The organism is Legionella pneumophila subsp. pascullei (assembly GCF_900637585.1).
In the GTDB taxonomy this organism is placed as follows: domain Bacteria; phylum Pseudomonadota; class Gammaproteobacteria; order Legionellales; family Legionellaceae; genus Legionella; species Legionella pascullei.
Genome location: NZ_LR134380.1, coordinates 2,490,540 through 2,513,616 on the forward strand (window position 1 = coordinate 2,490,540; position 23,077 = coordinate 2,513,616).

Below are 23,077 nucleotides of genomic sequence, written 5' to 3' on the forward strand. Positions count from 1 at the left end.
CTTCTATTATTATCCAAATATTATTCATAGAATTTATCATGGTGGAAATTATATCACCTAATTCATCAAAACCAGGTTTATCTTGGCAAAAAAACTACATAGATAATTCATTCAAACCATTTCTTCTTGAGCAGAACCAAGAAATTCTTACATTAATTCCATTACTGAAAATACTTCACAAATTCATAATCATGACTCTGCAAATTATTACCACTACATACAGGACTTGCCCATTTGTCAGCACAAGGTTTATCCCGGTTAAAGGACCACATTGACAATCCCCCCAGCAAGTTTTTCTGTGCAAATTGTTTTAATTGCGCTGCATTAGATAAGGTAAATTGCTCTGTATTCACATCATTTACACCGATCATTGGCGTCACCTCAATCATACGCCATAAAGCCTCCGGTTTTTTATCCGGATAAATTTCCTGCAAAAATTGATGGAGATTCGTTGCCGCGGATATCGCATAATCTCCCATATCGCCACTATAAGCCGGTCCATAATCCATGGCCATTATGTTCACATTAAAATGAAGACCAAGAGTAGCCGCTGATGTGATTATCTCTTTTCCAACAGAGGTTAACCCCTCTGGCATCACTGGGAGAGTAAAGCTTAACAAGACGTCCGGATGCTCCTGTTGGAATAATTTCAAAGATTGTAACAAGTTAGGAATATTGGCTGTTCCATTTTCTATATCAAAATCCAGGACATTTGCATGATATTGATTAACCACTTGTTTAAATGTATCAATTAATTGATTTTTATCACAATGATAGGAAATATCCGTGCCACTCGCCCCACCGAATGAAACGCTGAGTTGCATACCATCTTTTGACAAAGTTTCGAACTGTTTTTTACCCCAACCTTTTGCCACACTATAATTTTGCTGAGCTCCCCAAGCAGGTTGGCATTGACCACTGTCTGTAATAAAAGCCAAATGATAAGCTTTGATCCCCAGTTTTTTTGCTGGGGAAATCAAATCCATTGGCTCCATATCCTGTGATTGCGAATCCCAATGGGTATTAATCGTTAAATCAACATAAGGACTAAATATAGGGGCAGAGGGTGAAACCGCTGCAACATTACTGGATAATAACATGCCATTTAATAAACATAAAAATCGGCTATATCGCATTCAATAGTTCCTTTAAACCCAAATTGTGTTTATTTTTACATCATCAGGATAATTAATCAATCATTTTGTTAACAGATAAACAAGTTGACAGGGTATAAAGGTTTGCACTACCTTTTATCAGACCTTAACCATCGCTTCATCCAAAGAAATGGTTACAATTTTTATTCTCTTTTTGCAGGTTTTTCTCTTTACGGTAAGGAAATGTTCATGAAGAATCTCTATATAGATCCTGATATTACAAAAGCCTCGACAATCTCTTCTGAATTTTATACATCAACGGAATGGTTTGAATTTACAAAAGAAAAGATATTTAGTAAAACCTGGCAATTTTGTATCAGTACCGAAGAACTGGCAACGAATAGACAATTAATTCCTTTTACCCTACTGCCTGGATTTCTTGAAGAGCGCTTACTGTTTGCAAAAGACGAACTGGGTACTATTCGTTGTTTGAGTAATGTATGTACCCATCGAGGTAAAATTCTCATCGAAGAACCTTGCGTGGCGCATAAAATCAAATGCGCCTATCATGGCCGTCGGTTTAATTTTTGTGGTGAATTACTTCATATGCCTGAATTTGAACTCACAAAAGATTTCCCATCAAGCAATGATAACTTAAGTCAAATTTCAACGGGTATTCTTGAGCCATTTCTTTTTGCTTCACTCTCACCCGTTGTTCCATTTCATGAAGTTTTTGCAGAAATTAAAGAAAGGTTGTTTTGGCTCCCTATGGAAAAAATGCGATTAAGCAAAGAAAGATCCAGAGATTATCTGGTCAAAGCGCATTGGGCCTTATATTGTGAAAATTACCTGGAAGCATTGCATATCCCTTTTGTGCATCCGTCACTAAGAAAAGTAATCGATTGCAACACCTACACAACAGAACTCTTCCGATACTGTAATCTGCAATTAGCGTTGGCAAATCCTGATGAAATCAGCTTTGATTTACCCAAAGGGGCACAAGATTATGGCAAACGAGTTGCTGCCTATTATTTTTGGATATTCCCCAATACCATGCTTAATTTTTATCCATGGGGTTGCTCTGTGAATGTGGTCAAACCACTCAGCCCCGAGTTAACTCAGGTTTCCTTTTTATCTTTTGTGCTTGATGAGTCCAAACTTGGAAAAGGCGCTGGCGGAGAGCTTGATCAGGTAGAACTGGAGGATGAAAGAGTGGTTGAATCCGTGCAAAAAGGGATAAAATCTCGCTATTATGATATGGGACGTTTCTCCCCGACAAAAGAACAGGGTACTCATCATTTTCAAAGATTACTATGTGAGTTTCTTAATGATTGAGAGTAGATCTGACATAAGCCCAGATTTGTAACGAAAAAATATTTTTAATAAATAATATAGATCAATTAAGTAACTGAGTTAGAATTATTTTTAGATAAAGATTAGGGCATTCTACTAAACCCTGAATCATGAATATAACCCCTAGTGGAGAAGGACAGGATGGTTGCTCAAAGACACCTTTATATTTTTACCCTGCTTGGATTATTTCTAGGGGTAACAATGGACATACTGATACGCAATCACAACACAACTGCATTCATATACAGTGTTGTCACTATCTTTGGTATTTTATTTGCCCTTACTTATAATAACGTCAATTTGCCGCGTCTGCTTGGGACCAGCTTTCTGCTTGCTTTCTTTTTATCGATACCCTTGTTTCCATTGAAAATGGACTACTCTATGAGAGACTATTTTCATTTTTTTACTTTTTTTGCTGGCTTTCCATTTTTTATCTACGTCGCGCATTGCTTCCATTACGCTTTCCATCATGACAACACCTGGCGGGTAAGTTATAGCAGTTTATTTGCTGGAGTATGGAATACCATTCCCCTTTTGTTTATTGCCTTCGTCTTTTCCTCATTGGCCAATTTACTGATTGTACTGGGATCTTTTGTATTTAAAACTGTTGGAAATAATTATTTGTGGGATTTGTATTTTTATAATCATCATTTCAAATTAATCAGTAACACAACCTTATTTTTTATAGGTTTGGGTGTTGGACAACAAAATCTCAACATCATTCATAACATGCGCTTTTTATTACTTAGAATCATGCATTACCTATTCCCTCTTTTGGCAGCAATAAGTATCCTTTATTTTATATTATATGTATTTCATTCTTTTTCGAGCGGTCAGGAACACATCAATCCGTTAATAGTACTAATTCCACTGACTACAGCAGGCATCATATTCTTCAATGCCTATTTTCAGGATGGGACTATTAAATCAGACTACCCTTCCTGGTTAAAATTATCCTTAAGAGTCTATCGAGTCATTCTGCTCTTCCTGACTTTATTGATGGCCTATAAAATCCTTTCTGGTTTCTCGCTGGACATTAATACTTTCATTTACTTACTAGTTTCCATATTATTCAGTTTGACCTATGCCATCACTGCATTCTTGAATGAAAACCAGGAAAAACAATGGATTTATATGGGAAATATAGGTACTGGAATATTTTTTATTGTCACCCTGTTTCTCTGTAATCTCCCTTATATTCCTGTTGAATTCACAATTGGTGGAGGAAAAGCAATCAATTTAATCGTTTCAAATCCTTCATAGAAACTAATACTCTGTACATGAAAAAAACCTGTCATGTACAGAGAAAATAGTATTAGACCTCTTGTCTACTGCTGACTTTCAGGGAAAATCACTCGAAACCCTGGTTCTAAAATTTGACCTAAGGGGTTTTGGGATAGTTCACTACTAAAGACAGCTTTTCGCAACTCGATTAAATGTTGAAAATGTTTTCTTAATCCTGATTGGGTTGATATAGACTGACTAAGAAAATATTCATAAATTTTTATTTTTTTCATTAACTCTTTTGAATCCAATTGCCCATTACTCATATAATCAGCTAATTCACGTGCCCCTTTAAATTGATCCTCGTTGTTTCTTAAGTTGACCAAAAATTGTTTCATCCATTCTTTGCCATTAGTTTGGCTGGATTTCGGTATTAATTTTAATAATTCACATCGTTTTGATGAAAACAAAGGATTGGTAAAATCGATCATCAGCACAGATTGTGCAAACTTCTTGCTAATTATATTGTCTTGGATAAGTTGCTTAATCGCGTTAAGATCAGCTTCCCCCTTGACTGGAGTAAGCCAGGCATGGTCCGCATCCCGTAAAGAAGTTTCAGGGAAACGAGTATCAAACTCGTCCAACAATTGATTATAATTTTCAATTGGAACTGTTAAATCAATATTACCTAATAATGGATTAAGCCAAAACGCTGATGGAATGGATACAACTGCCCCTGATGAGTCAGAGCTGGACTGGAGATTTATTTCTGTAGTGCAAAATAAAGGCCGTAACTGCTCCTGTAATGACAGTTTTCCCTGAAATGTTTTCATTTTTTTACTATCGATTAAATGCCACATTCCTGTTCTTACTTCACTGGCAAATAAACTGGCATCAATGACTTGTTCCAATAATTGGCTCACATCTCCATCGGGCTTATTGGGGAGCAAAGTAAGCGGACGTAGACTAGTCCACCAATCATTATGAGGAAAGGTCAGTTCCTTAAGGATAGGCCCCCCTGAATTGTGGCAAGCTGAACATCGCATACGACTGCCAAAATGATTTTCACTCTCTGGACTTATTCTATATAACCAGGTGTTATCTTTATAAGCATCCTTGGAATTTCCTCGATAAAACCAACGTACCTCCCCATTTTCTATCCCTCGCAATTCATAAAAATTATAAAGCGTTTTTTTAGTATCCCAGCTGATTGCTTCAATCAATAATTTTCCTTTCCTGGGTTTTTGATCCAAAATGATTACGCCATCTTTTAAACGAGTAAAATACCCCAGAAATAACTCCCCCTTTGCAATCAATTGATTAGTAGCTAATGCACCATACACGGATTCAAAAAAACTAAAACTACCTTCAGTTGGATTATTTCTTCCTCGATTAGCGACCATTCCTATGACTTCTTTTAATCCTCTCAATCTCATAGAATTTCTTAATTCCTGTATGGATTGAGGACAAGTTTCAGCATGAGATAACAGATAATACAAAGGATCGGATAACTTTTTATTAACAGGTTGTTCGTTAAAATAGATCACGCAATTAGCATGGGCGAGTGAAGAAATAAGCAGCAAGACATAAACGATTTTTTTCATTCTGGAACATCCGTTTAATCAAAGAAATAATTAGCTGGGTCACAGCCTGATTACAATAATCTGGGTTCATTAAGTGATAACCAGGAAAACAATACACTAAATTCTGATTTTTATTAGCCCAGGCTTGAGATAGAACGCCTCATTCTATTCGGGAATAGGTCTAACATTGCCAATTTTTGCATTTTCCTCAATAACCTGGTTAACAAAAGCATTGCCATAACCTATCCAGGCCCCTTTTTTAATTGTTGTTCCTGGACCAATTTTAGTTGTCATTCCAACAAAAACATTATCTTCTATCACCACAGGCGATAAAAAAAGATAATTTCCTACATCAGAATGACAACTGATAGAAACTTGGCTGGCGAGAGTGACATCCTTACCAATTGAAATGAGAGGGCAATCCACAAAATCGATATCAAATGAGTTCATAACGAAAAATGACACCTTAATTCCCAAGGCACGCCAATACAAATATTTAATAACATTAAAGGATTGTAATAAATGAACCAGACCAACAATTTTCGCTGCCCGAGAGAGTGCAAAATGACAAAACCAGGCGATCATGGTCTTATTTAATTCCCGTTTGTATCGACCTGGCTTAAGTGTTGGCAGACTGATCCTGATAAGCGCAATGATAAGAATAAAAGAAAAAAGTAATACAAACGGTGAACAAATTAAAACAAGCCAGGTTTTTGAAAACCCATAATACAAAAACAAACCGGTTATGCTAAATGCGGCCACACCAGGCATTAAACTCAGCAATATAGAAATCAAATCAACAAAAATCAATAAAGAAACAGTCAACTGACTTTTTTTGACAGGTGCTTTTTTATTCTTAACTGTCGTTTTTTTGCGCTCTGTCATCACGTGATTTCCTTAAAAATAATAAACAATTCCTTTGCCAACTGTGGAGTCTGTTTTATTTAAACCTGGGGGTATACTAGCAAAAATAAACAAAAGATTGGAAGATACATTATTAAATTCAAAGAGGTCTCTTCATTCTGGTGAAATTAATTTTATACTTTTCTATTTTTGGGGTTATCGAACCCGGGTGTATGCAAAAGTGCTTTCACATACACCCAGATAACTCACAAAAGTTTCAGTATCCCAAGCTCTTGAAAACAGGTAACAGCATTTATTTTTTGGCCTTGTAATTATCCGTATATTGTTGTCCTAAAGTTCTAGCCTTACTCAGATCCTCTGGATTCATAGATTTCTCAAGATCACTTGCATTGGTCGCTGCTTTTTCAAAGCCATTATTCTTGGCTGCTGTAAACCAGGCATAAGCTTTTACAGGATCAGCTGCAACCCCAATACCATCTCTGTAATAAACACCTAATTGATTTTGAGCCTTACCATACCCTTGCTCAGCCGCTTTTTGCATCCAGTATACGGATTGTTCAAGACTTTTTCCGACTCCATCACCATAGAAATACATATCAGCTAAATTAAATTGTGCATTAGCATTCCCGAGGTCTGCGCTTTTTTGATACCAAAAAGCCGCCTTTTGCAGATCCGATTTACCTAATTTTCCAGAGTCATATAAATAACCTAACTCTAATTGTGATTTGGCATGACCTTGATTCGCTGCTTTTTCAAAATACTCAGCTGCCTTCAGATAATCTTTAGGAACCCCATCCCCTTGTTCATACATCAAACCAAGATTATATTGTGCACTGGCATTACCTAAGTCAGCTGCTTTTGTATACCAATTGAGAGCCTGCGTTTTATCTTTTTTCACCCCTGTACCGGTGTCATAATTATAACCAATAGCCAAAGCCGCATTAGAGTTGCCTTGTTCTGCTGCTTTTTTATACCATATCATAGCCGTATCGGAATTCTGAGGTACACCATTTCCCGTATCATACATATAACCCAAACCATATTGGCCATCTGCATTATTTTGATCAGCTGCTTTCTGGTACCATTCAAACGCCTTTTTATAGCCCTCAGGTGTATTAAGGTACCAGTAGAACCCTGCTAATAATACCTGGGCGTCGACATTGCCTTGATTAGCTGAGGCGAGTAATAATTGCTCTGTTTTTTCTGGACTATAGGTTACACCTTGAGCATTATAATACATCTTACCCAGCAAATATTGAGCCTTGGCATCTCCTTTATCCGCTTCAGGAGACAGCAAAATAAATGCTTTTTCGTAATACCCTTTGTTATAGGCCTCCTCACCTTCCTGAGTTGTAGCGATAGCTGAAGAGTTAATCACTGTGAGTAGAGAAAGAGATAAAATATATTTTTTCATATCCATGATATATACCTTATTTTAAGAGCTATTGCTTTAAAGTATATGCCATAAATTTAACAATGTATAAAATGCTTTCTCATTTTGTTTTTTATATCGTAAATTGAGTTATTAGATCATGAAGCACGTCCTATTTATCACCTGTATGAAATTGCAAAACAACCTATATTATTCTTGACATTACTGATATGTAACTTACTATTAAACTGTTTTTCAAAGCGAGACATAAAAAAAAGACGTCTGCTATGGGTCCTGTATGCACTCCAGGAAGCGTTAATGTCCCTTGCCCTTCAAAAGCATGGGATGTTGGAATTCAAGCTCTTTATCTGAAGGCACTTTATAACAATAATTCTTTTAGCACGGTGAATATTGGTAGCGGTAGTGGTGTAAGAATTTTTGACGAGCTTGATAATGATTTTGAGTGGGGATTTAGACTCGAAGGCTCATACCATTTTAGTACAGGGAATGATCTAAATGTTAACTGGATACACTGGCGTGATGATAATAAATTACGACTGGCTCCTACCCCAGGCAGATTGGCATTACAGCTGAATGCCAGTGTGACTAACAGATATTATGGTAGCGCAGAATTTGATGCGGTGAATCTTGAATTTGGACAACATGTTGATTTTGGTGAGTACAAAAATATTCGATTCCATGCGGGTGTTCAATATGTGGATATCAATAATGAAACACGCCTGGATGAAACTATAACAAACGCCATCAATGATCTTGCGTTTTTAAATGGCACTTAGTCGTTAACTTCAACCCATTCATTCTCTGGAGCAGGCCCTCGTATCGGTGCTGATATGTCCTATGACATCGGTAAAGGTTTTGCTATCTATGGCAATGGAGCGGCCGCAATATTAGTTGGTGACAGCAAATACTCTAACAATGCCCCTTTTAACGCAATAACACGCCCTGTCCGCTCTACCTATACAACCCTTGCACCAGAGTTAGAAGCAAAATTAGGTGGTAAATATACCTATCTTATGACACAAGGTAATTTGACGTTTGATGTGGGTTATATGGTAGTGAATTATTTTGATGCACTTCATCGAAGTGACTTGAGTTTAGTCCCTGTGGTTGAATATAGAGATAATATCAATTTCGGATTACATGGCCCTTACGCTGGTGTAAAATGGATTGGTTATATGTAAGTAATGCAGGATTATCAATTAGCCAAATTGAATTACCACAATTTGGCTAATCATCCATGTTTCAATTGAGGTAACAGGCTATTCATTGACAAATCATCCGAATAGCCAGGCATTTTTTCTTTATTAGTTCTGATTAAGTTTGTAGTTTGAAAAAAATCGGGTTTAAAAGGACTTAAAGCCTCTATCCCCATGCCTAATAAAGAACCAATAAACCCCATATTGGCAAATCTCTTGATTGTAGTACCTTGTTGATTTGTTCCAATGAGTATCTTATTGACGTAACTAAAACAATCATTATCACCTGGTTTCATTTTGGTTAATATGAAAGACGCTGTCGGAGCATTGGTTTCCTGAAGTTTTTTATGATAGGCCAGCATTTCCACAATCTTCTTACCACTTACTGTTCTCGTTTCGCTTTGAGCTGGAATTTCTTTGGTATCGGTTGGCTGAGGGGTAAACTCTATTAAATACTCACGATTTTTAATCTTAATTTTTATATACGCATGGTGACCCACACACCCATGAAGCAAAGATTCACCAATAAAACTGGCTAGAAAGGAGTTAATTTCATAATCGACCTTATGATTTAGAAATTCCTCATACTCGCTATCATCATTGAAAAGTTGCTTAATTTCACTTTCAACTTCGCCAAGATAAAATGAAAATGGTTTCATTTTATTTGGACTAAACATGGATAAGGAATATTCCTGATTGACATTGTCCAAACTCTCACCCAAACCATCGAGACCAAATTTTATTTGTCGCTGTAACTCATTCTTAAATAGCTTTTTAGGTGCCCTGAAACCCAAAAGTCCACCAAGAACTGTACCTGTAAATGTTCCAACAAGAAAACCGATAACCGGTTTGTATTCACATAAACCGTTAACAAAACCCAGTATTCCTCCTAACAATCCACCAACCACTCCTAAAGCTACAGCAGAGAGAATACCACCAATATGCAGTAAAATAATCATCACTTGCGCTGTGAAATGATGAGTTTTTGCCACTCGTTGCAATTCGGAGAAATGAAGAACCAATTCTTTCAGTAATTGGCTTGATGGACATTGATTATCTAAAAAATTGGGGGTTTTTAATTCTTTTAGTTTATGCAAGGTATCCAACAATTTTAGCAACACTGCTAAAAACTCGTGCCTGGATGGGACATTTTGAGATTTTATCGATTCTAACAGAATGTACAGATAATATTTAAACTCTCCTGCAGGCAAGTCGATAACACGCTGCCTGGCAAAATCTATCTTCAAGAAATAATTTTTCTTATCTATCATGACATAACAAACCAGCAAAGAAGCACCAAGGAATAATATGGCTTAAAATAATACTATAGCCACACTATTTGATCAAATGCAAAGCAGTGATTCTGGAAACAATCTCCACTACCATTATTGATAACTACCCCTCGAAGCCAAATAAAATAGGCCTGAATCTCTCTATCCTGATGCGATTAGCAAGAAATGAATTTGTCAGCAGATGCTTTATCTCTCAGCAATAACCTCCTGAGAGATAAATTTCGGTTTGGTTTGCCCATGCATGCCAGCTAATAATTTCTCCTTAGACAGTTGCAACAGGGTCACAGGTAAAACCTCTTCCGTTTCCACACTATGAGCATAAGTCGGACTAATATGGATTAATTGCTCATGCAATTTTTTCAGTGATAGCTCAGAAATCTCCGTCTCATCATCAGTAACCAAAACAATACGATTCCCCACACTATTGCGCGCAAAATACCAATAAGGCTCTATATTAAGATGCGTTGCCAGCACTGCGCTTTGCAATTCTTTACCAGTAATTGAGCAGGTTTCCAATTTTAAGAGTTGCGTTTTATAACAAAACTCAAGTTTTGGTGAGCTGTTCAAATAGCCGGTACATTTCACTATATCCTTGAGTCTGTAGCGGACAAATCCCATAGCTGTTGTCAAAAATACTTCGTATTTTTTTCCTACTTCCAACTCCCAGCATTGCAAAAGATTATCTTTTTCAATTGCCGCTCCCTCTGGAATAAACTCCACAATATGGGCACCGGGATGTAAGATTCCCCCCACGCTGTCAGATTCTATAGGTACCGTTAACCACCCCTCGGTTGCGGAATAAGTGCCATCTACCAATTTAATCTCAGAACCCAGCAGTTTTTGTAATTGATGGGCAGGATATTCACAAAGTCCGGATGTCCAACAACCAGCCATTTCCAGAGATGGCCACAGTTGTTTGAATGAGAGATTATCAGCCTTGGCTAAAGCCTGCAAATGTCCTCGTCTTTTACGGGTTATCTTAAGAGGCGGAAGATGTGATGGCAGAGGTTTATTATCCAATAAATAGGGAAGATAGTCTTTAAAACCGTCGATACAGCGCTGATAAAAAGCATCGATTACCATAGGCGTCACAGCAAATATAGCACTTAAATCAGAAGCCAAACCGTAGATAGGTCCCCACTGTTCGTAAATCTCATGGCTGGCAAAGACCTCATCAGGCATGGCATAAAATCGTTTAATAAAAGAAGGCAAATGACGATAATTAAAATTACTAATCCATCCTGTAGGAATACCAGCAGGAGTCGTTTTATGAGTATCTACTGCGACAAGATACAACATTTTTTCCTTAAAAAAACCAGGGAACCGTTGAGTCAGGCTGTAAATATACGGGGCCATCGTTCGCTGAAATTGTTTCTGAAATGAATCCGTTATAGGGAAAAATTTTCTGACCCCCGATGTTCCTGAAGTTTCTGACCAAAAAATCAATTCCTCACCATTAAAAGGTTGAATGGTAGAATGCTGCGCTGCCAACAATCCTTCCTGATACTCTTCATATTCTGTAATTCCAAAGTCATTAAGAGCCACAGACGATAGATCTTTTAATAATTTCTGCCAATAAGATGATTTTTTCAGCAACGGTACAATTTCCGAATTCCATAAGCGATCTCGGGCCTCTTTAGGATGCTTAGTATCATTCAGAAAAAATTGATATTTTTTCTTTGTCATGGTAGCAATTAAAAACCTCTTCCAATTCATCCCTCATTACTCCGCTATATGTATTGGCATAATAGAAAACAGCTGTTTTTTTTGAAAAAAAGAATACAAACGCTCACTCATAGCTTCTTGCAACACACTATCAATCATCGAATCTGAATTCAATCGCTTAAGAATTAACTGCATCGCCAAATCCAGCCAATCTGTATTTTGCAAACCATCAGAAAGTGCCTCCTGATTATAGTGCCAGAACTGCAAACAACAACTGGCTGCAAAGATCCAGCAATATTTTTCTGCCAAACGAAAAACAGTCAAACTGCGTGGGTCAAATAATTTCTGATCATGTAAATGGATGACTTCCTGATCCAGTTTTTCAATTTCATGACGTATTGTAGTGATAAGCGGATTGATTGGACTTGAGTTTAAGCACATGATGCCAGCCAATACATCATCTTCTTCATGAGTAAACAAGCCCAAATTATCCTCTTCAAGAGGAGGACAAGACAAATGAATATTAAAAATTTTCTCTATTTTTTCGGAATGCTCTACCCGGTTTTTACCCCGCATTCCTGTCTGAGGTAGCAAATTACCTGCAATAAGGGATAAATTAACCTGGGTACTCCCATCAAACAAACCAACCACTTGAATGTCGCGTCTTATTTTCTGAAAAATAGCCCATTGAGTGGTTCGCAGATAAGCTCTGGCACCTAGAATGATGGCACACTGTTCTGTTATATCTTCCCCAATCTGCGGAATAAGAAATTTGATAATTGCTGACCAAAGGCTCATTTTTTCTGGTATTACTGTACAGGCGCGAACCACGACCTGAGCTGTGCAATCCGCGATTAATAAAAGAGTAAATAACTCACCCAGCCGTTGTTTTACTGCTGGTATTTCAAACACTGATTTGCCATACAGTTGCCTTTGCAAGCTGTAAGACACTGCCAGCCTCAAAGCAGTATCAGCTCCTCCAATCGCCAAGCAGGCACATAAGGTTCGTGAAATTTGGAATACCTTATAGGTGATTTCCAAACCACGTTGTTCCTTACCTATTAATGCGTTTTTAGACACGTTCACCTTATCAAAAGAAAAACCACTGATGTCTAACCCTCTGACTCCGTGAGTGGGCAGCTTAGGTGTGGGAGAAATCCCCTTTTCGGTTGATTTTTTATCGATATAAAACAAAGAAAAACCTAATAGCCCTCCCTTCTCATTAGTACGACACAACACCACAGCATACTCGCTCAAGGTGGCAAAATTAACACACCATTTTCGTCCTGAAATTTCCCAACCCTCTTCAGTTGGTTTGGCATTCATCTTATTGGAGGTCAGATCGGTTCCATGCTCTTCTTCCGTCAAAGCCAAAGCGCCTATCTGTCCCTGGCGAAGATGCTCGCTCAAACGTTTCTTTTGCCTGGAACTTCCCGCTATCCATATTGGCAATGCAGTAAAAAAAGCCAATCCAAACATAATAGCCATAGTGATATCACGTCTGGCCAATAATCTGGTTAAAGTATATATTTCATCCAGAGAACTCAATTTACCTCCTAAATAATGAGGTATGGTATAGTCCAAATAACCCCATTGCTTAATGAATTCCATTGGTGATGTAGCTAATATTTCCTGCTCGTCAGCGAGTAAAATTTGTTGAAAACTAACAGGAGAATTGTCATCCCAAGGATTACCCAAGCATGACTCGAAAAACTCAGACAGTTGTATCAAATTCTCATAAGAAGTCATTATTTTCCTTATACAATAGAGTGTTTTGCCAAAGGCATGGTTTCCATACTTCTATATAAAAGCTCTAAATGAGATGCCAGGCGACTGCGAATTTGAGCCGGTTGGATAATTTCATCAATCAAGCCTAGAGAATAAGCCTCCAGGAGGGAATCATCAATTTGAGACTTATCTGACAATTGGGGCTGTGATGATTCCTGTGCTGCTTGACCATCCATAGCTTGCACCTTACTGGTCGTTTCCTTACCCATGACACCGAGATTTGCTGTTTCCAGAGCCAAAACCAAATCGCCATTTTGCGATTTGGTTTGCATCATAAGAAAAGCAGCCGCTCCATAACATTTACGCACAATAACACTTAATCTTGGCACTCTGGTTTGCATCGCGACACAAAATCTTGCTCCATGTTGCAATAATCCTTTTTGTTCTTCTCTTTTGCCAGGCATAAAACCGGGAACATCGATGAAAGTTAAAATCGGTATAGAATAAGCATCACATATTCGTATAAATTTGGCTGCTTTTTGAGCTGCATCAGAATCGATGGCCCCGCTATAACGAATACTCTGATTAGCGACAACCCCTACAGCAAAACCGTGCAGGTGTACGAAAGCACAAATCATTGCCTGACCATAAGTCCTTTTGTACTGGATAACGTTTGAATTATCCACTACAGCCTGAATTAAATTGAGCATGTTAAATGGTACTCTGGGATTTGCAGGAATATCAGGAATGGGATGATTAGGCTCTATTATAGAATGAACCGGCGGGCGCTCATTCGTATGCAGAGGAAAAAAACCAAGCATGGCTTTCACATGATTTATTTGTGCTGTTACACTATCATCCACGAAATCAGCAATGCCCGTTGTCGTTGCATGCAATGTTGCACTCCCCAGTTCACTCATAGTCACTTTTTCACCAATGGCTTGTTGCACTACCATAGGGCTAGTCACCATAAGATAACTTCTATGCTTGTTAAAAAATAACAAATCCATTAACACAGCAGAATAGGCAGGTGCTCCAAGAGTGGGGGCAAGTATCACTGCAAATTGGGGAATAATTCCAGACAATCTAATATTGCGAGCAATAATTTGCGTGTATTCATCACCACTTAATAAATTTTCTTCGAGAGAAACACCTGGGGATGCTAAAAAGGCAACGATAGGAATGCGTAATTTTTCCGCTTTATCCATTAAATGAATAATCTTTCTAGCACCTTGGCGGGTAACATAACCCCTGTTGACCGAAGAATCGTGGGCGTAAATCGCTACTGGCCTTTGATTCACTTTGGCTAATCCGGTAATCACCTCAGCGCCAGAAAGGGAATAAGGTTTATTATCCGGAATATATTCAGAACCTATTGGTAAAAAGCTTCGTTCATCAATTAAATTGTCTATCCATTTAATTAACGTCTTATCTGTATGTTGGGAAGACATACTTCTTTCCTCTTGCAATATTTAAATCTTGGAATCTGAGACTTTGTAACTTGGAAATTTGATCAATACTCATAATAACTTAATTCCCAAAATAGGCTACTCTTAATTGTATAAGTTTAGAGCTATTTATACGAAAAAGATAAAAATTCTTGATCTGGCCGAGTAGAAAGAGTGTAATTTCAATGACCATCACTTTACATGCTCCAGACAAGATAAGGCCACTTTATGAATATTTTAAAACCTGATATACAATTTGAAATTACTGGGGCATCAAGAGTTTTGCCTGAATCGGGCCCTATCACAAATTTTGAAATTTTAAAAAATTTTCCGAGAACTGCCGATAAATCTCAAGGTTTTCTCGAAAAATTCGCAGAAAAAATAGGTGAAGAATTTGGCTTTCATACTCGATACTGGTGCCACAAACCTTGGGAATCACTCGATAATTCAAGAGAGCTCACTTCTGAGTCATTGGCTATTCAAGCAGTAGAAAAGCTTATTGCGCATTATAAACCGGAAGAGATAGACGCATTTCTCTTAGGGTCCACAACCAATAAACGCTTTACAGGCTCCCAAGCGGCTGCTGTACTCGGAAGTTTGGGATTAAATGCCCCTGCTTACGATTTAAAAACCGGTTGCTCTACCTCTTTATCAACCTTGCATTTTGCTTACGCATTGATGGCTTTGGGCTATCAAAAAATCTTGGTTTGTTGCTCTGAAACGCTTTCCAAAGTGATTGACCCTGAAAATGAAAAAACCTGGATAGGTTTGGCTGATGGAGCAGCCTCCTTACTTTTGGAAAAAAATAAGCAGGGGTCTTTCACCATTGAAAAGAGTTTTTTTTCTACCGACGGTCAATACGTAAACGCATTCACGACTCAAGGCGTATTCCCGCCGACTCATGAGCAAATTGATTCGATTGGTTATCATTTAGTCGGTGATGAAACCTTGATGAAAGAATTAGCCTATTCCAGATACATGCAAATGCTTGATAATTTATTGCCAACAGAAAAGGAAAAAAATGAGATAACATGGATAATTCCACATCAGGTCAATCGAAAATTAATAGATCAAATACTTCATGAAAATCATTTAAACAACAAAATAATAATTTGGGATGCTGATACCATAGGCAATATAGGCGGTGCATCGGTTCTCTATACATTAGCAAGGGCAGTTGAGGAAAAATTGTTTGATAGCTCAGGAAAAATTCTCCTGATGAGTGTAGGTGGTGGCCTGTCCTATGCGGGGCAAGTGCTAAACTATCAAAAAACCTCATATAGCGATTAAGGTGTTTTATAGTGAAAAAAGAATATTTACAGTGCCAGTCTCTGGTTGACATCGTAAGGTTAAGAGCTTTACATAGCCCTAACAAGAAAAGCTGTACTTTTCTGAACAAAGAGTTAGAAGAGACGATGACTTATGAGCAACTGGATCAACACGCCAAAGCCATTGCCGCAACTTTACAAGAGGAAGGAGCACAGCCTGGTGATAGGGTCTTGTTACTGTTTGCACCTGGACTGCCCCTTATCCAGGCATTTTTTGGCTGCCTTTACGCGGGTTGCATTGCTGTACCAATTTACCCCCCCGCTCAAGAAAAATTATTGGATAAAGCACAGCGCATTGTAACCAACTCAAAACCAGTAATAGTACTGATGATTGCAGATCATATCAAAAAATTCACTGCAGACGAATTAAAAACAAATCCCAGATTCTTGAAAATTCCTGCCATCGCGCTTGATAGCATTGAGTTAAGCAAAAGCAGTAGTTGGCAACCAACTTCTATTGAGAGCAATGACATTGCATTTCTACAATACACTTCCGGCTCAACCATGCATCCTAAGGGTGTGATGGTGAGTCACCATAATTTGCTGGATAATCTGGGTAAAATTTTTACTTCTTTTCATATGAATGATGAAACCATTATTTTCAGCTGGTTGCCCCCCCATCACGATATGGGTTTGATTGGCTGCATTCTGACACCCATCTATGGTGGAATTCAGGCGGTCATGATGTCTCCCTTTTCATTTTTACAAAACCCGCTTTCCTGGTTAAAGAATATTACGAAATACAAAGCGACTATCAGTGGCAGCCCCAATTTCGCTTACGATTATTGTGTCAAACGAATCAGGGAAGAAAAAAAAGAAGGGCTCGACTTAAGTTCATGGATGACCGCATTCAACGGCGCTGAGCCAGTAAGAGCGGAAACCATGGAGCATTTTTATCAGGCATTTAAAGAGTTTGGGTTCCGTAAAGAAGCATTCTATCCATGCTATGGCCTGGCTGAGGCCACTTTGTTAGTAACCGGAGGAACACCAGGAAATCCATACAAAACGTTAACCTTAGCCAAAGAACAATTTCAGGATCATCGCGTGCATTTTTCAGACGATAACAGTCCGGGCAGTTACAAGTTAGTCAGTAGTGGTAATCCTATTCAAACAGTTAAAATTATTGACCCTGACACCTTAACCCCATGTGATTTTGACCAGGTTGGTGAAATTTGGGTACAAAGCAACAGTGTCGCCCAAGGTTATTGGAACCAACCCGAAGAAACAAAACATGCATTCCAAGGGAAAATTAAAGAAAATGAGAGTAGCTCTATCTATTTAAGAACTGGGGACTTGGGCTTTCTCCATGAAAATGAGTTATACGTTACTGGACGTATTAAGGATTTAATTATTATTTATGGTAAAAATCATTATCCCCAGGACATTGAGTACAGTCTGATGCATTCTCCTCTACATCACATATTAGGGAAATGCGCTGCTTTTGTGATTCAAGAAGAACATGAATACAAACTTACGGTGATGTGTGAAGTAAAAAATCGCTTCATGGATGAAGTAACTCAAGATAATTTATTCAATGAGATTTTTGAACTGGTTTACGAAAACCACCAATTGGAGGTACATACTATTGTCCTGATTCCTCTTAAGGCCATGCCACATACTACCAGTGGAAAAATTCGCAGGAATTTTTGTCGTAAACATCTTTTGGATAAAACTCTGCCAATAGTTGCTACCTGGCAACTCAATAAAATTGAGGAATAAAATCATGCAGTTTTTGGCGCCAGATGTTCCAGATAAAGTAGCAATTGCCCAGGAAAACCAAGCAATAACCTTTGATGAATTAACACATGCAGTTTTAGAGTGCTCAAACCAACTCCTGAAACTTCCAAAAACCATCATTATCCTTTATGCAGCACCCGACATTGAATTTATTATTCAACTGTTAGCCTGTTTAGAAACAAATCGACCTATTGCCCTTTTCCCCAATTCCATTTCAGAAGAGGAAAAGCAAATACGGCTTTCTCTTTTGGGTAATGCCATAATGATCAATGAAAAAGGAGAATTGCAGGAAATATATGAAAATAAAACGATTAAGCCCCATCATCAGACAGCACTTGTTCTCTTCACCTCAGGAAGTACAGGAAAAGTTAAAGCAGTTCAACTATCAAGCATCAATATAAAAGCCAACTGTCATGCTGTTATGAAGGCGCTGGAATTTAAAAAAGTTCAAGATCAATTGCTATTTTTACCTTTATCCTATTCTTTCGGCCTTCTGGGCCAATTGCTCCCTGGTTTAATGTTTGGACTTAGCACCCGACTAATTACTCATTTTACAGACATTAAAATGCTAATGGAACAAGGTACTATCCCTCAAATGTGGAGTGGTGTGCCCTCTCACTGGGTAGCTATCAATGCCATAGCAAAACGATACCCTGATAGCGCAGCCAAAATTAAAGCGATTGTTTCTGCTGGCGCTCCTTTATCCACCGCGCTCAGGGCGGATTTGAAACAAATATTTCCTAACGCTATCATTTATAACAATTACGGATTAACTGAAGCGTCTCCAAGGGTACTGACTTATTCCAGTGATGATCCTTTATTTACAGAAAATTATGCAGGCTATCCTGTTGGCGATTGGAAGGTGAAACTTTCTACTGAGAATGAATTATTGATTCGCGGCACTCAAATAATGCTGGGTTATCTTGGTGAAAAAGATAGCACTAAAATACAAAACGGTTGGTTATCTACAGGAGATATTGCAGAAATATTACCCAATGGGTTAGTAGCAATTAAAGGCCGTCGAGACAGCCTTGTTAATATTGGGGGAGAAAAAGTTAACCTCTCTGAGATAGAGCAAAAAATTTGCCAAATTGATGTGATAAAAGAAGCCATTGTTATCCCTCAGGAAGATAGGATATACGGGATACGATTAGTTGTTTGTATCGAAAAAACAACTCTGCATTCCCAGATTTCCAAGCAATATTTAACAGAAAAAATACAAACACATTTGCTACCCAGGAAGTTACCTATACAAGTACATCTCATGCCATCCCTGCCCAGAAATAAACATGGGAAACTTGACAGGAACGCACTGGTTTTGGATATTGACGACCTTGATGAGAAGGAAAAAAATAATGCTGAGTAATCGAATAGAACAAGTACTGGAACGAATTGGGCTTACCAGTCTTCCTGAAAACAAACAGGCGAAACTTGAGCAAGGTGGTCTGGATAGTTTGATGCTGGCCTTGTTAATCATTGAGTTGGAACGGGAATTTGAAATTAAAATCCCTGTCATTCCACTGGAAAAAGAGCGTTACGAATCGATCAATACTATTGAACAATATCTCATTGAGTTGGGGGCAAAATGAATATCCTGATTACTGGTGGCTCCTCTGATATTGCACAAGCCATAGCGAAACGACGCAGTGAATCAGGCGATAAAATCATCATTACCTGTTCTAATGACAGCAGTCTTAATCAAACTCTTGCCATATACCGCCAACAAAGCATAGAAGTAACAGGCTTCGTTTATAACTTTTCAGACCCTCAAGCGTGTGAAAACGATTTGGAATTGATTTTAAAAGAACCACTAGATGGCATAATATTAAATGCATTCACTCGGGTCACTCAGCTGCGTAAATTACACGCATTGCCCTATCACGCGGTTCGTGCTTACCTGGATAACAATCTCAATGGCAACATTTGGCTTATTCATCGTTTATTACCTTACTTGCTAAAAAATAAATTTGGGCGACTAGTCCTCATTTCAAGTCTTTCAGCGACAGCTGGAACCAGCCGATATCCAGTTTATTGTGCAGCAAAGGCTGCTCTGGAAGGATTATTCTTAAATTTGGCTGTTGATTACAGTGCTAACAATATCTTATCTAATATAGTACGCGTAGGCTTAATTAAAACCTCCAGAACAGAGCAATTTTGGAAAAATCCAGCCTATCAGGAAAAAGTAATGCAAATTATTCCACAGGGCACTATGGGTGAACCAAGTCAGGTTGCAGAAGCCATTGATCCTCTTTTGTCAAAAACCTCTTTTATGACGGGATCAGTAGTAACAGTCAGTGGTGGTCTGCCTTTAATGCGTTCAGAAGGATTATTGTCATGAATTTTTTCCGCTGTGAAAAAGCCATCTACCTAAAAGGCCCCTTTGTCGCGCTTCCCGAGAGAGTCATGAGTAATCAAGATGTTCTCACTTGGATGAATAGCACCCAAAATCCAGCCGTGATTGGGTTTTCAACTGGAATTAAAAACAGACATTGGGTGAATGAGGATCAAGCTTGTAGCGATCTGGCTGTGCAGGCGGCAGAACGATTGTTTATAGAAAAACCCAGAGAAAAACAGAACGTGAATCAAGTGATCCTGGCCACTATCTCAGGGGATTATCCCTCTCCCCCAAGCAGCCCTCTCGTACAATACAGACTTGGTCTACAAAACGCCGGAGCTTTTGATATAGGGGCTGCCTGTGCCGGATTTGTTGTCGGTTTGCATACGAGTGCCGCTTTAGCACAGACCAATGGTGGTTCGGTGTTGCTCATAGCCAGCGAAATTCGCTCCAAATTCCTAAATAAAAACAATTTTGCAACCAGCGTTTTATTCGGTGATGGGGCAGCAGCTTGTTGTGTTTCTCAAGATAAAGAAGACGCTGATTTTTGTTTTATAGCGTCTGCGTTGTTTGCTGATGGTGAAGTATACGATGCCGTCTCAACCCCAGCAGGAGGTTCTCGCTTACCTGCTGCGGTTTGCAATGATCATGAGCAATTTTACATTACCATAAAAGAAAGTACTGCTTTATTTGTAAAAGCAGTCCATGGCATGGCAGACAGCGCCAAGGATTTTCTAAAAGAATTAAATCTGACAATCTCTGACATCCAATGGCTTGTTCCTCATCAGGGAAATAAAAATCTGGTTTTGTCTGTAGCAAAACAACTAGGTTTCCCTGAAGAAAAAACGATAAAGACTGTTGAAGAAACAGGAAATACTTCGGGCTCCAGTGTAGGCATTGCTTTAGATCGACTGAGATCGGATGGCAACATAAAATCCGGTGAGAAGGTACTTTTGGTGGCAGCAGGTGGAGGAGGAATTGCAGCCTGTTCTTTACTGGAAGTTGTCTGATTTGACTTCAGGGATTGTTAAGGTCTGGACTTGCGAAAAACCCCAAGGTCAAGGGAAGCGATTGGCGAATTCTAATTTAACAAATTGAATTTTATATAAAAATAAACAAGATCATCTTTGAAATTTTTTCAATTATCCCCTGTCCTTGTTCGTTTGGGCTGAGGAAGCACTTGAGGCTGTCTCAAAGCCTTGTTGGTTCTTTTCGTAAAGGCTTCGAGACAGCGTAAACGCCTCCTCAGCCCAAACGGATAGTTAATCTATAAGAATAAACAATTTTAGCTTCACAGCCCTGGATCAAAATGCCCAAGCTTACTACAAAAAATGAAATGAACGATAACTATCAAGCTTGGGTAAAATCATATAAATCTTTGTAAGTATGAAAATTCATCGCATCTTCTTCACTGACCTCTAATTGATATTCTTCACTCAGGATAGCCAAAAGTTCAACAATTTTTAAAGAATCCAAATGTAAATCTTCGATTAGTGCCGTATCATCATGAATGTCATCAGATTTGGAACCAGACAATTTGCTGATAATTTTTTTCAATTCTTCATCGGTAATTTTCATTAATACCCCTTAATTTGAAATAGCGTCATCTTGCAATCCAAGATAATACCATGCCACTAAAGAACTTAAACCTAAAATCAGTAATATCATAGCTAAAGAATATTGGCCATACCCCTTAACTCCGGCAATAAAACCGCTGGTTAGTGCCGCACTTAAATCCTGCATGCTGGCATATAAAGCTCCAACTGTCCCAGCCATTTGTGGAAAAGGATGAAAAGCACCAGCAAAGGCATTAATAAATGTAAATCCAGCACCAGCGCTGAATAAGGTAATTGGGATCATAATAGAATAGATTTGTGACCAACCCAGTATTGTAATAAGTAACAAGCTTAAACCACCGGCAATCATAAAAAGAACACCGGTACAAACCATAAAGGATATTCCTTTGCGCATGACTAACTGACTGTTTACAATCCCGCTAAAACAAATGGCGCCCGCAATAAAAAAAGTTAAACGCCCAAATTCCAAAGGGCTCAAGCCCAAGGTATTTTGAAATAGAAATGGCGCAATCGTAAGATACGAAACCAGTCCAGCAAAGGCAAAGCAAGCACACAATGTATATCCCAAAAAGACCTTGCTACGTAATAAAGTGAAATAGTTCTTTGCCATCACTTTGATTTTTGTAGCCTCAGGATTTAAGTGTTTATTCGTCTCAGGAAGAATACTAAACGCCAAAAGCCAAACAAGGATTCCAAAAACAAATAAGAACAAAAAATTGGCTTTCCACCCCGCCTTCTCTTGAATAAATCCTCCTAAAGTGGGTGAGGCCGCCATAATAAAAATACTGACGACACCTACATAAGAGCCAATTTTAGCCAGCAAACGATCGGTAAATAGATCTCTGACCAAAGATCGCCCCACTGAATTGCAACAACCAATTCCAAAGCCCTGGAGAAATCGACCCAAAATTAACACACTGGCGGTGGGGGCAAAAAAACAAAACAAACTACCTAGTATACTTAGCCCAACGCCGAACAGTAACGGAGGTTTTCGTCCTATCTTGTCTGATAAGGGGCCATAAAAAACGTGAGATATGCTTAAACCCAACATAAACATAGAAATAGTTAACTGAATGGATGCTTCGGTACTATTCAACGCTGTGGTAATAGCGGGAAGAGAGGGAATATATTGATCTGTTGTGGTTTGCATCAAAGCCATCAACATTAATATGACAAAAACTAACCAAGGATCTATTTTAGGGGTATCAGTTTGACCGAGATGTTCCTGATGCATCAAATATCCTTTAGAATAATTTCTAA

At 38.4% G+C, this 23,077-nt stretch carries 18 protein-coding genes and 1 pseudogene; 9 read left to right on the forward strand and 10 right to left on the reverse strand.

The window, feature by feature from the left end:
• Positions 1 to 161: 161 nt before the first annotated feature.
• Positions 162 to 1,136, reverse strand: a complete 975-nt coding sequence (locus EL201_RS11110; RefSeq protein WP_027222319.1) for a chitinase — start codon at positions 1,134 to 1,136, stop codon at positions 162 to 164.
• Between the two features lie 207 nt (positions 1,137 to 1,343).
• On the opposite strand from EL201_RS11110, the gene EL201_RS11115 reads away from it, so the two are divergent.
• Both EL201_RS11115 and EL201_RS11120 read left to right on the forward strand, forming a co-directional pair.
• Positions 1,344 to 2,429 (forward strand): SRPBCC family protein, encoded by a 1,086-nt coding sequence (locus EL201_RS11115; protein WP_027222320.1) that lies wholly within the window; start codon positions 1,344 to 1,346, stop codon positions 2,427 to 2,429.
• A gap of 159 nt (positions 2,430 to 2,588) precedes the next feature.
• Complete coding sequence (locus EL201_RS11120; protein ID WP_027222321.1) at positions 2,589 to 3,710, forward strand: hypothetical protein; 1,122 nt, start codon at positions 2,589 to 2,591, stop codon at positions 3,708 to 3,710.
• Positions 3,711 to 3,775: 65 nt separating this feature from the next.
• Here the strand turns inward: EL201_RS11120 and EL201_RS11125 are convergent, their stop codons facing one another.
• The 3 genes from EL201_RS11125 to lpnE form a co-directional block, all read right to left on the reverse strand.
• A complete protein-coding gene (locus tag EL201_RS11125; RefSeq protein ID WP_027222322.1) occupies positions 3,776 to 5,275 on the reverse strand; it encodes a hypothetical protein in 1,500 nt (499 codons plus the stop codon).
• A gap of 144 nt (positions 5,276 to 5,419) precedes the next feature.
• Positions 5,420 to 6,139: a hypothetical protein gene (locus tag EL201_RS11130; RefSeq protein ID WP_027222323.1), complete on the reverse strand. Its 720-nt coding sequence runs from the start codon at positions 6,137 to 6,139 to the stop codon at positions 5,420 to 5,422.
• Positions 6,140 to 6,410: 271 nt separating this feature from the next.
• The gene (gene lpnE / locus EL201_RS11135; protein ID WP_027222324.1) at positions 6,411 to 7,538 is read right to left on the reverse strand and encodes a Dot/Icm type IV secretion system effector LpnE; all 1,128 of its coding nucleotides are present in this window, start codon (positions 7,536 to 7,538) and stop codon (positions 6,411 to 6,413) included.
• Between the two features lie 239 nt (positions 7,539 to 7,777).
• Here lpnE and EL201_RS11140 point away from each other — a divergent pair.
• Positions 7,778 to 8,692 (forward strand): annotated as a pseudogene (locus EL201_RS11140) (Lpg1974 family pore-forming outer membrane protein).
• A 50-nt stretch (positions 8,693 to 8,742) separates the two neighbouring features.
• Here EL201_RS11140 and EL201_RS11145 read toward each other — a convergent pair.
• The 4 genes from EL201_RS11145 to EL201_RS11160 form a co-directional block, all read right to left on the reverse strand.
• Positions 8,743 to 9,978: a hypothetical protein gene (locus EL201_RS11145; RefSeq protein WP_027222325.1), complete on the reverse strand. Its 1,236-nt coding sequence runs from the start codon at positions 9,976 to 9,978 to the stop codon at positions 8,743 to 8,745.
• A gap of 207 nt (positions 9,979 to 10,185) precedes the next feature.
• On the reverse strand, positions 10,186 to 11,715 hold the full coding sequence (locus tag EL201_RS11150) for a GH3 family acyl-acid amido synthetase (protein WP_027222326.1): 1,530 nt from the start codon (positions 11,713 to 11,715) through the stop codon (positions 10,186 to 10,188).
• Between the two features lie 6 nt (positions 11,716 to 11,721).
• The gene (locus tag EL201_RS11155) at positions 11,722 to 13,413 is read right to left on the reverse strand and encodes an acyl-CoA dehydrogenase family protein (RefSeq protein WP_027222327.1); all 1,692 of its coding nucleotides are present in this window, start codon (positions 13,411 to 13,413) and stop codon (positions 11,722 to 11,724) included.
• An 8-nt stretch (positions 13,414 to 13,421) separates the two neighbouring features.
• Positions 13,422 to 14,843: an acyl-CoA carboxylase subunit beta gene (locus tag EL201_RS11160; protein WP_027222328.1), complete on the reverse strand. Its 1,422-nt coding sequence runs from the start codon at positions 14,841 to 14,843 to the stop codon at positions 13,422 to 13,424.
• Positions 14,844 to 15,068: 225 nt separating this feature from the next.
• Between EL201_RS11160 and EL201_RS11165 the strand changes: the two genes are divergently transcribed.
• Genes EL201_RS11165 through EL201_RS11190 form a run of 6 tightly spaced genes read left to right on the forward strand, consistent with a single transcriptional unit; the run spans position 15,069 to position 21,250 of the window.
• A complete protein-coding gene (locus tag EL201_RS11165) occupies positions 15,069 to 16,130 on the forward strand; it encodes a 3-oxoacyl-ACP synthase III family protein (RefSeq protein WP_027222329.1) in 1,062 nt (353 codons plus the stop codon).
• A gap of 11 nt (positions 16,131 to 16,141) precedes the next feature.
• Positions 16,142 to 17,887, forward strand: coding sequence for a fatty acyl-AMP ligase (locus EL201_RS11170; RefSeq protein WP_027222330.1), 1,746 nt, complete (start codon positions 16,142 to 16,144; stop codon positions 17,885 to 17,887).
• Between the two features lie 4 nt (positions 17,888 to 17,891).
• A complete protein-coding gene (locus EL201_RS11175) occupies positions 17,892 to 19,271 on the forward strand; it encodes a class I adenylate-forming enzyme family protein (RefSeq protein WP_027222331.1) in 1,380 nt (459 codons plus the stop codon).
• On the forward strand, positions 19,261 to 19,494 hold the full coding sequence (locus tag EL201_RS11180) for an acyl carrier protein (RefSeq protein WP_027222332.1): 234 nt from the start codon (positions 19,261 to 19,263) through the stop codon (positions 19,492 to 19,494). The genes EL201_RS11175 and EL201_RS11180 overlap by 11 nt, the downstream gene beginning before the upstream one ends.
• On the forward strand, positions 19,491 to 20,243 hold the full coding sequence (locus EL201_RS11185; protein WP_027222333.1) for an SDR family NAD(P)-dependent oxidoreductase: 753 nt from the start codon (positions 19,491 to 19,493) through the stop codon (positions 20,241 to 20,243). Before EL201_RS11180 ends, EL201_RS11185 begins: the two co-directional genes overlap by 4 nt.
• On the forward strand, positions 20,240 to 21,250 hold the full coding sequence (locus EL201_RS11190; RefSeq protein WP_027222334.1) for a 3-oxoacyl-ACP synthase III family protein: 1,011 nt from the start codon (positions 20,240 to 20,242) through the stop codon (positions 21,248 to 21,250). Before EL201_RS11185 ends, EL201_RS11190 begins: the two co-directional genes overlap by 4 nt.
• Positions 21,251 to 21,590: 340 nt before the next feature.
• Here EL201_RS11190 and EL201_RS11195 read toward each other — a convergent pair whose 3' ends face one another.
• Positions 21,591 to 21,818 carry an acyl carrier protein gene (locus EL201_RS11195; RefSeq protein WP_027222335.1) on the reverse strand — a complete coding sequence of 76 codons (228 nt, stop codon included), beginning with the start codon at positions 21,816 to 21,818 and terminating at the stop codon, positions 21,591 to 21,593.
• Between the two features lie 9 nt (positions 21,819 to 21,827).
• Positions 21,828 to 23,051, reverse strand: coding sequence for a multidrug effflux MFS transporter (locus EL201_RS11200; RefSeq protein WP_027222336.1), 1,224 nt, complete (start codon positions 23,049 to 23,051; stop codon positions 21,828 to 21,830).
• Positions 23,052 to 23,077: the final 26 nt, after the last annotated feature.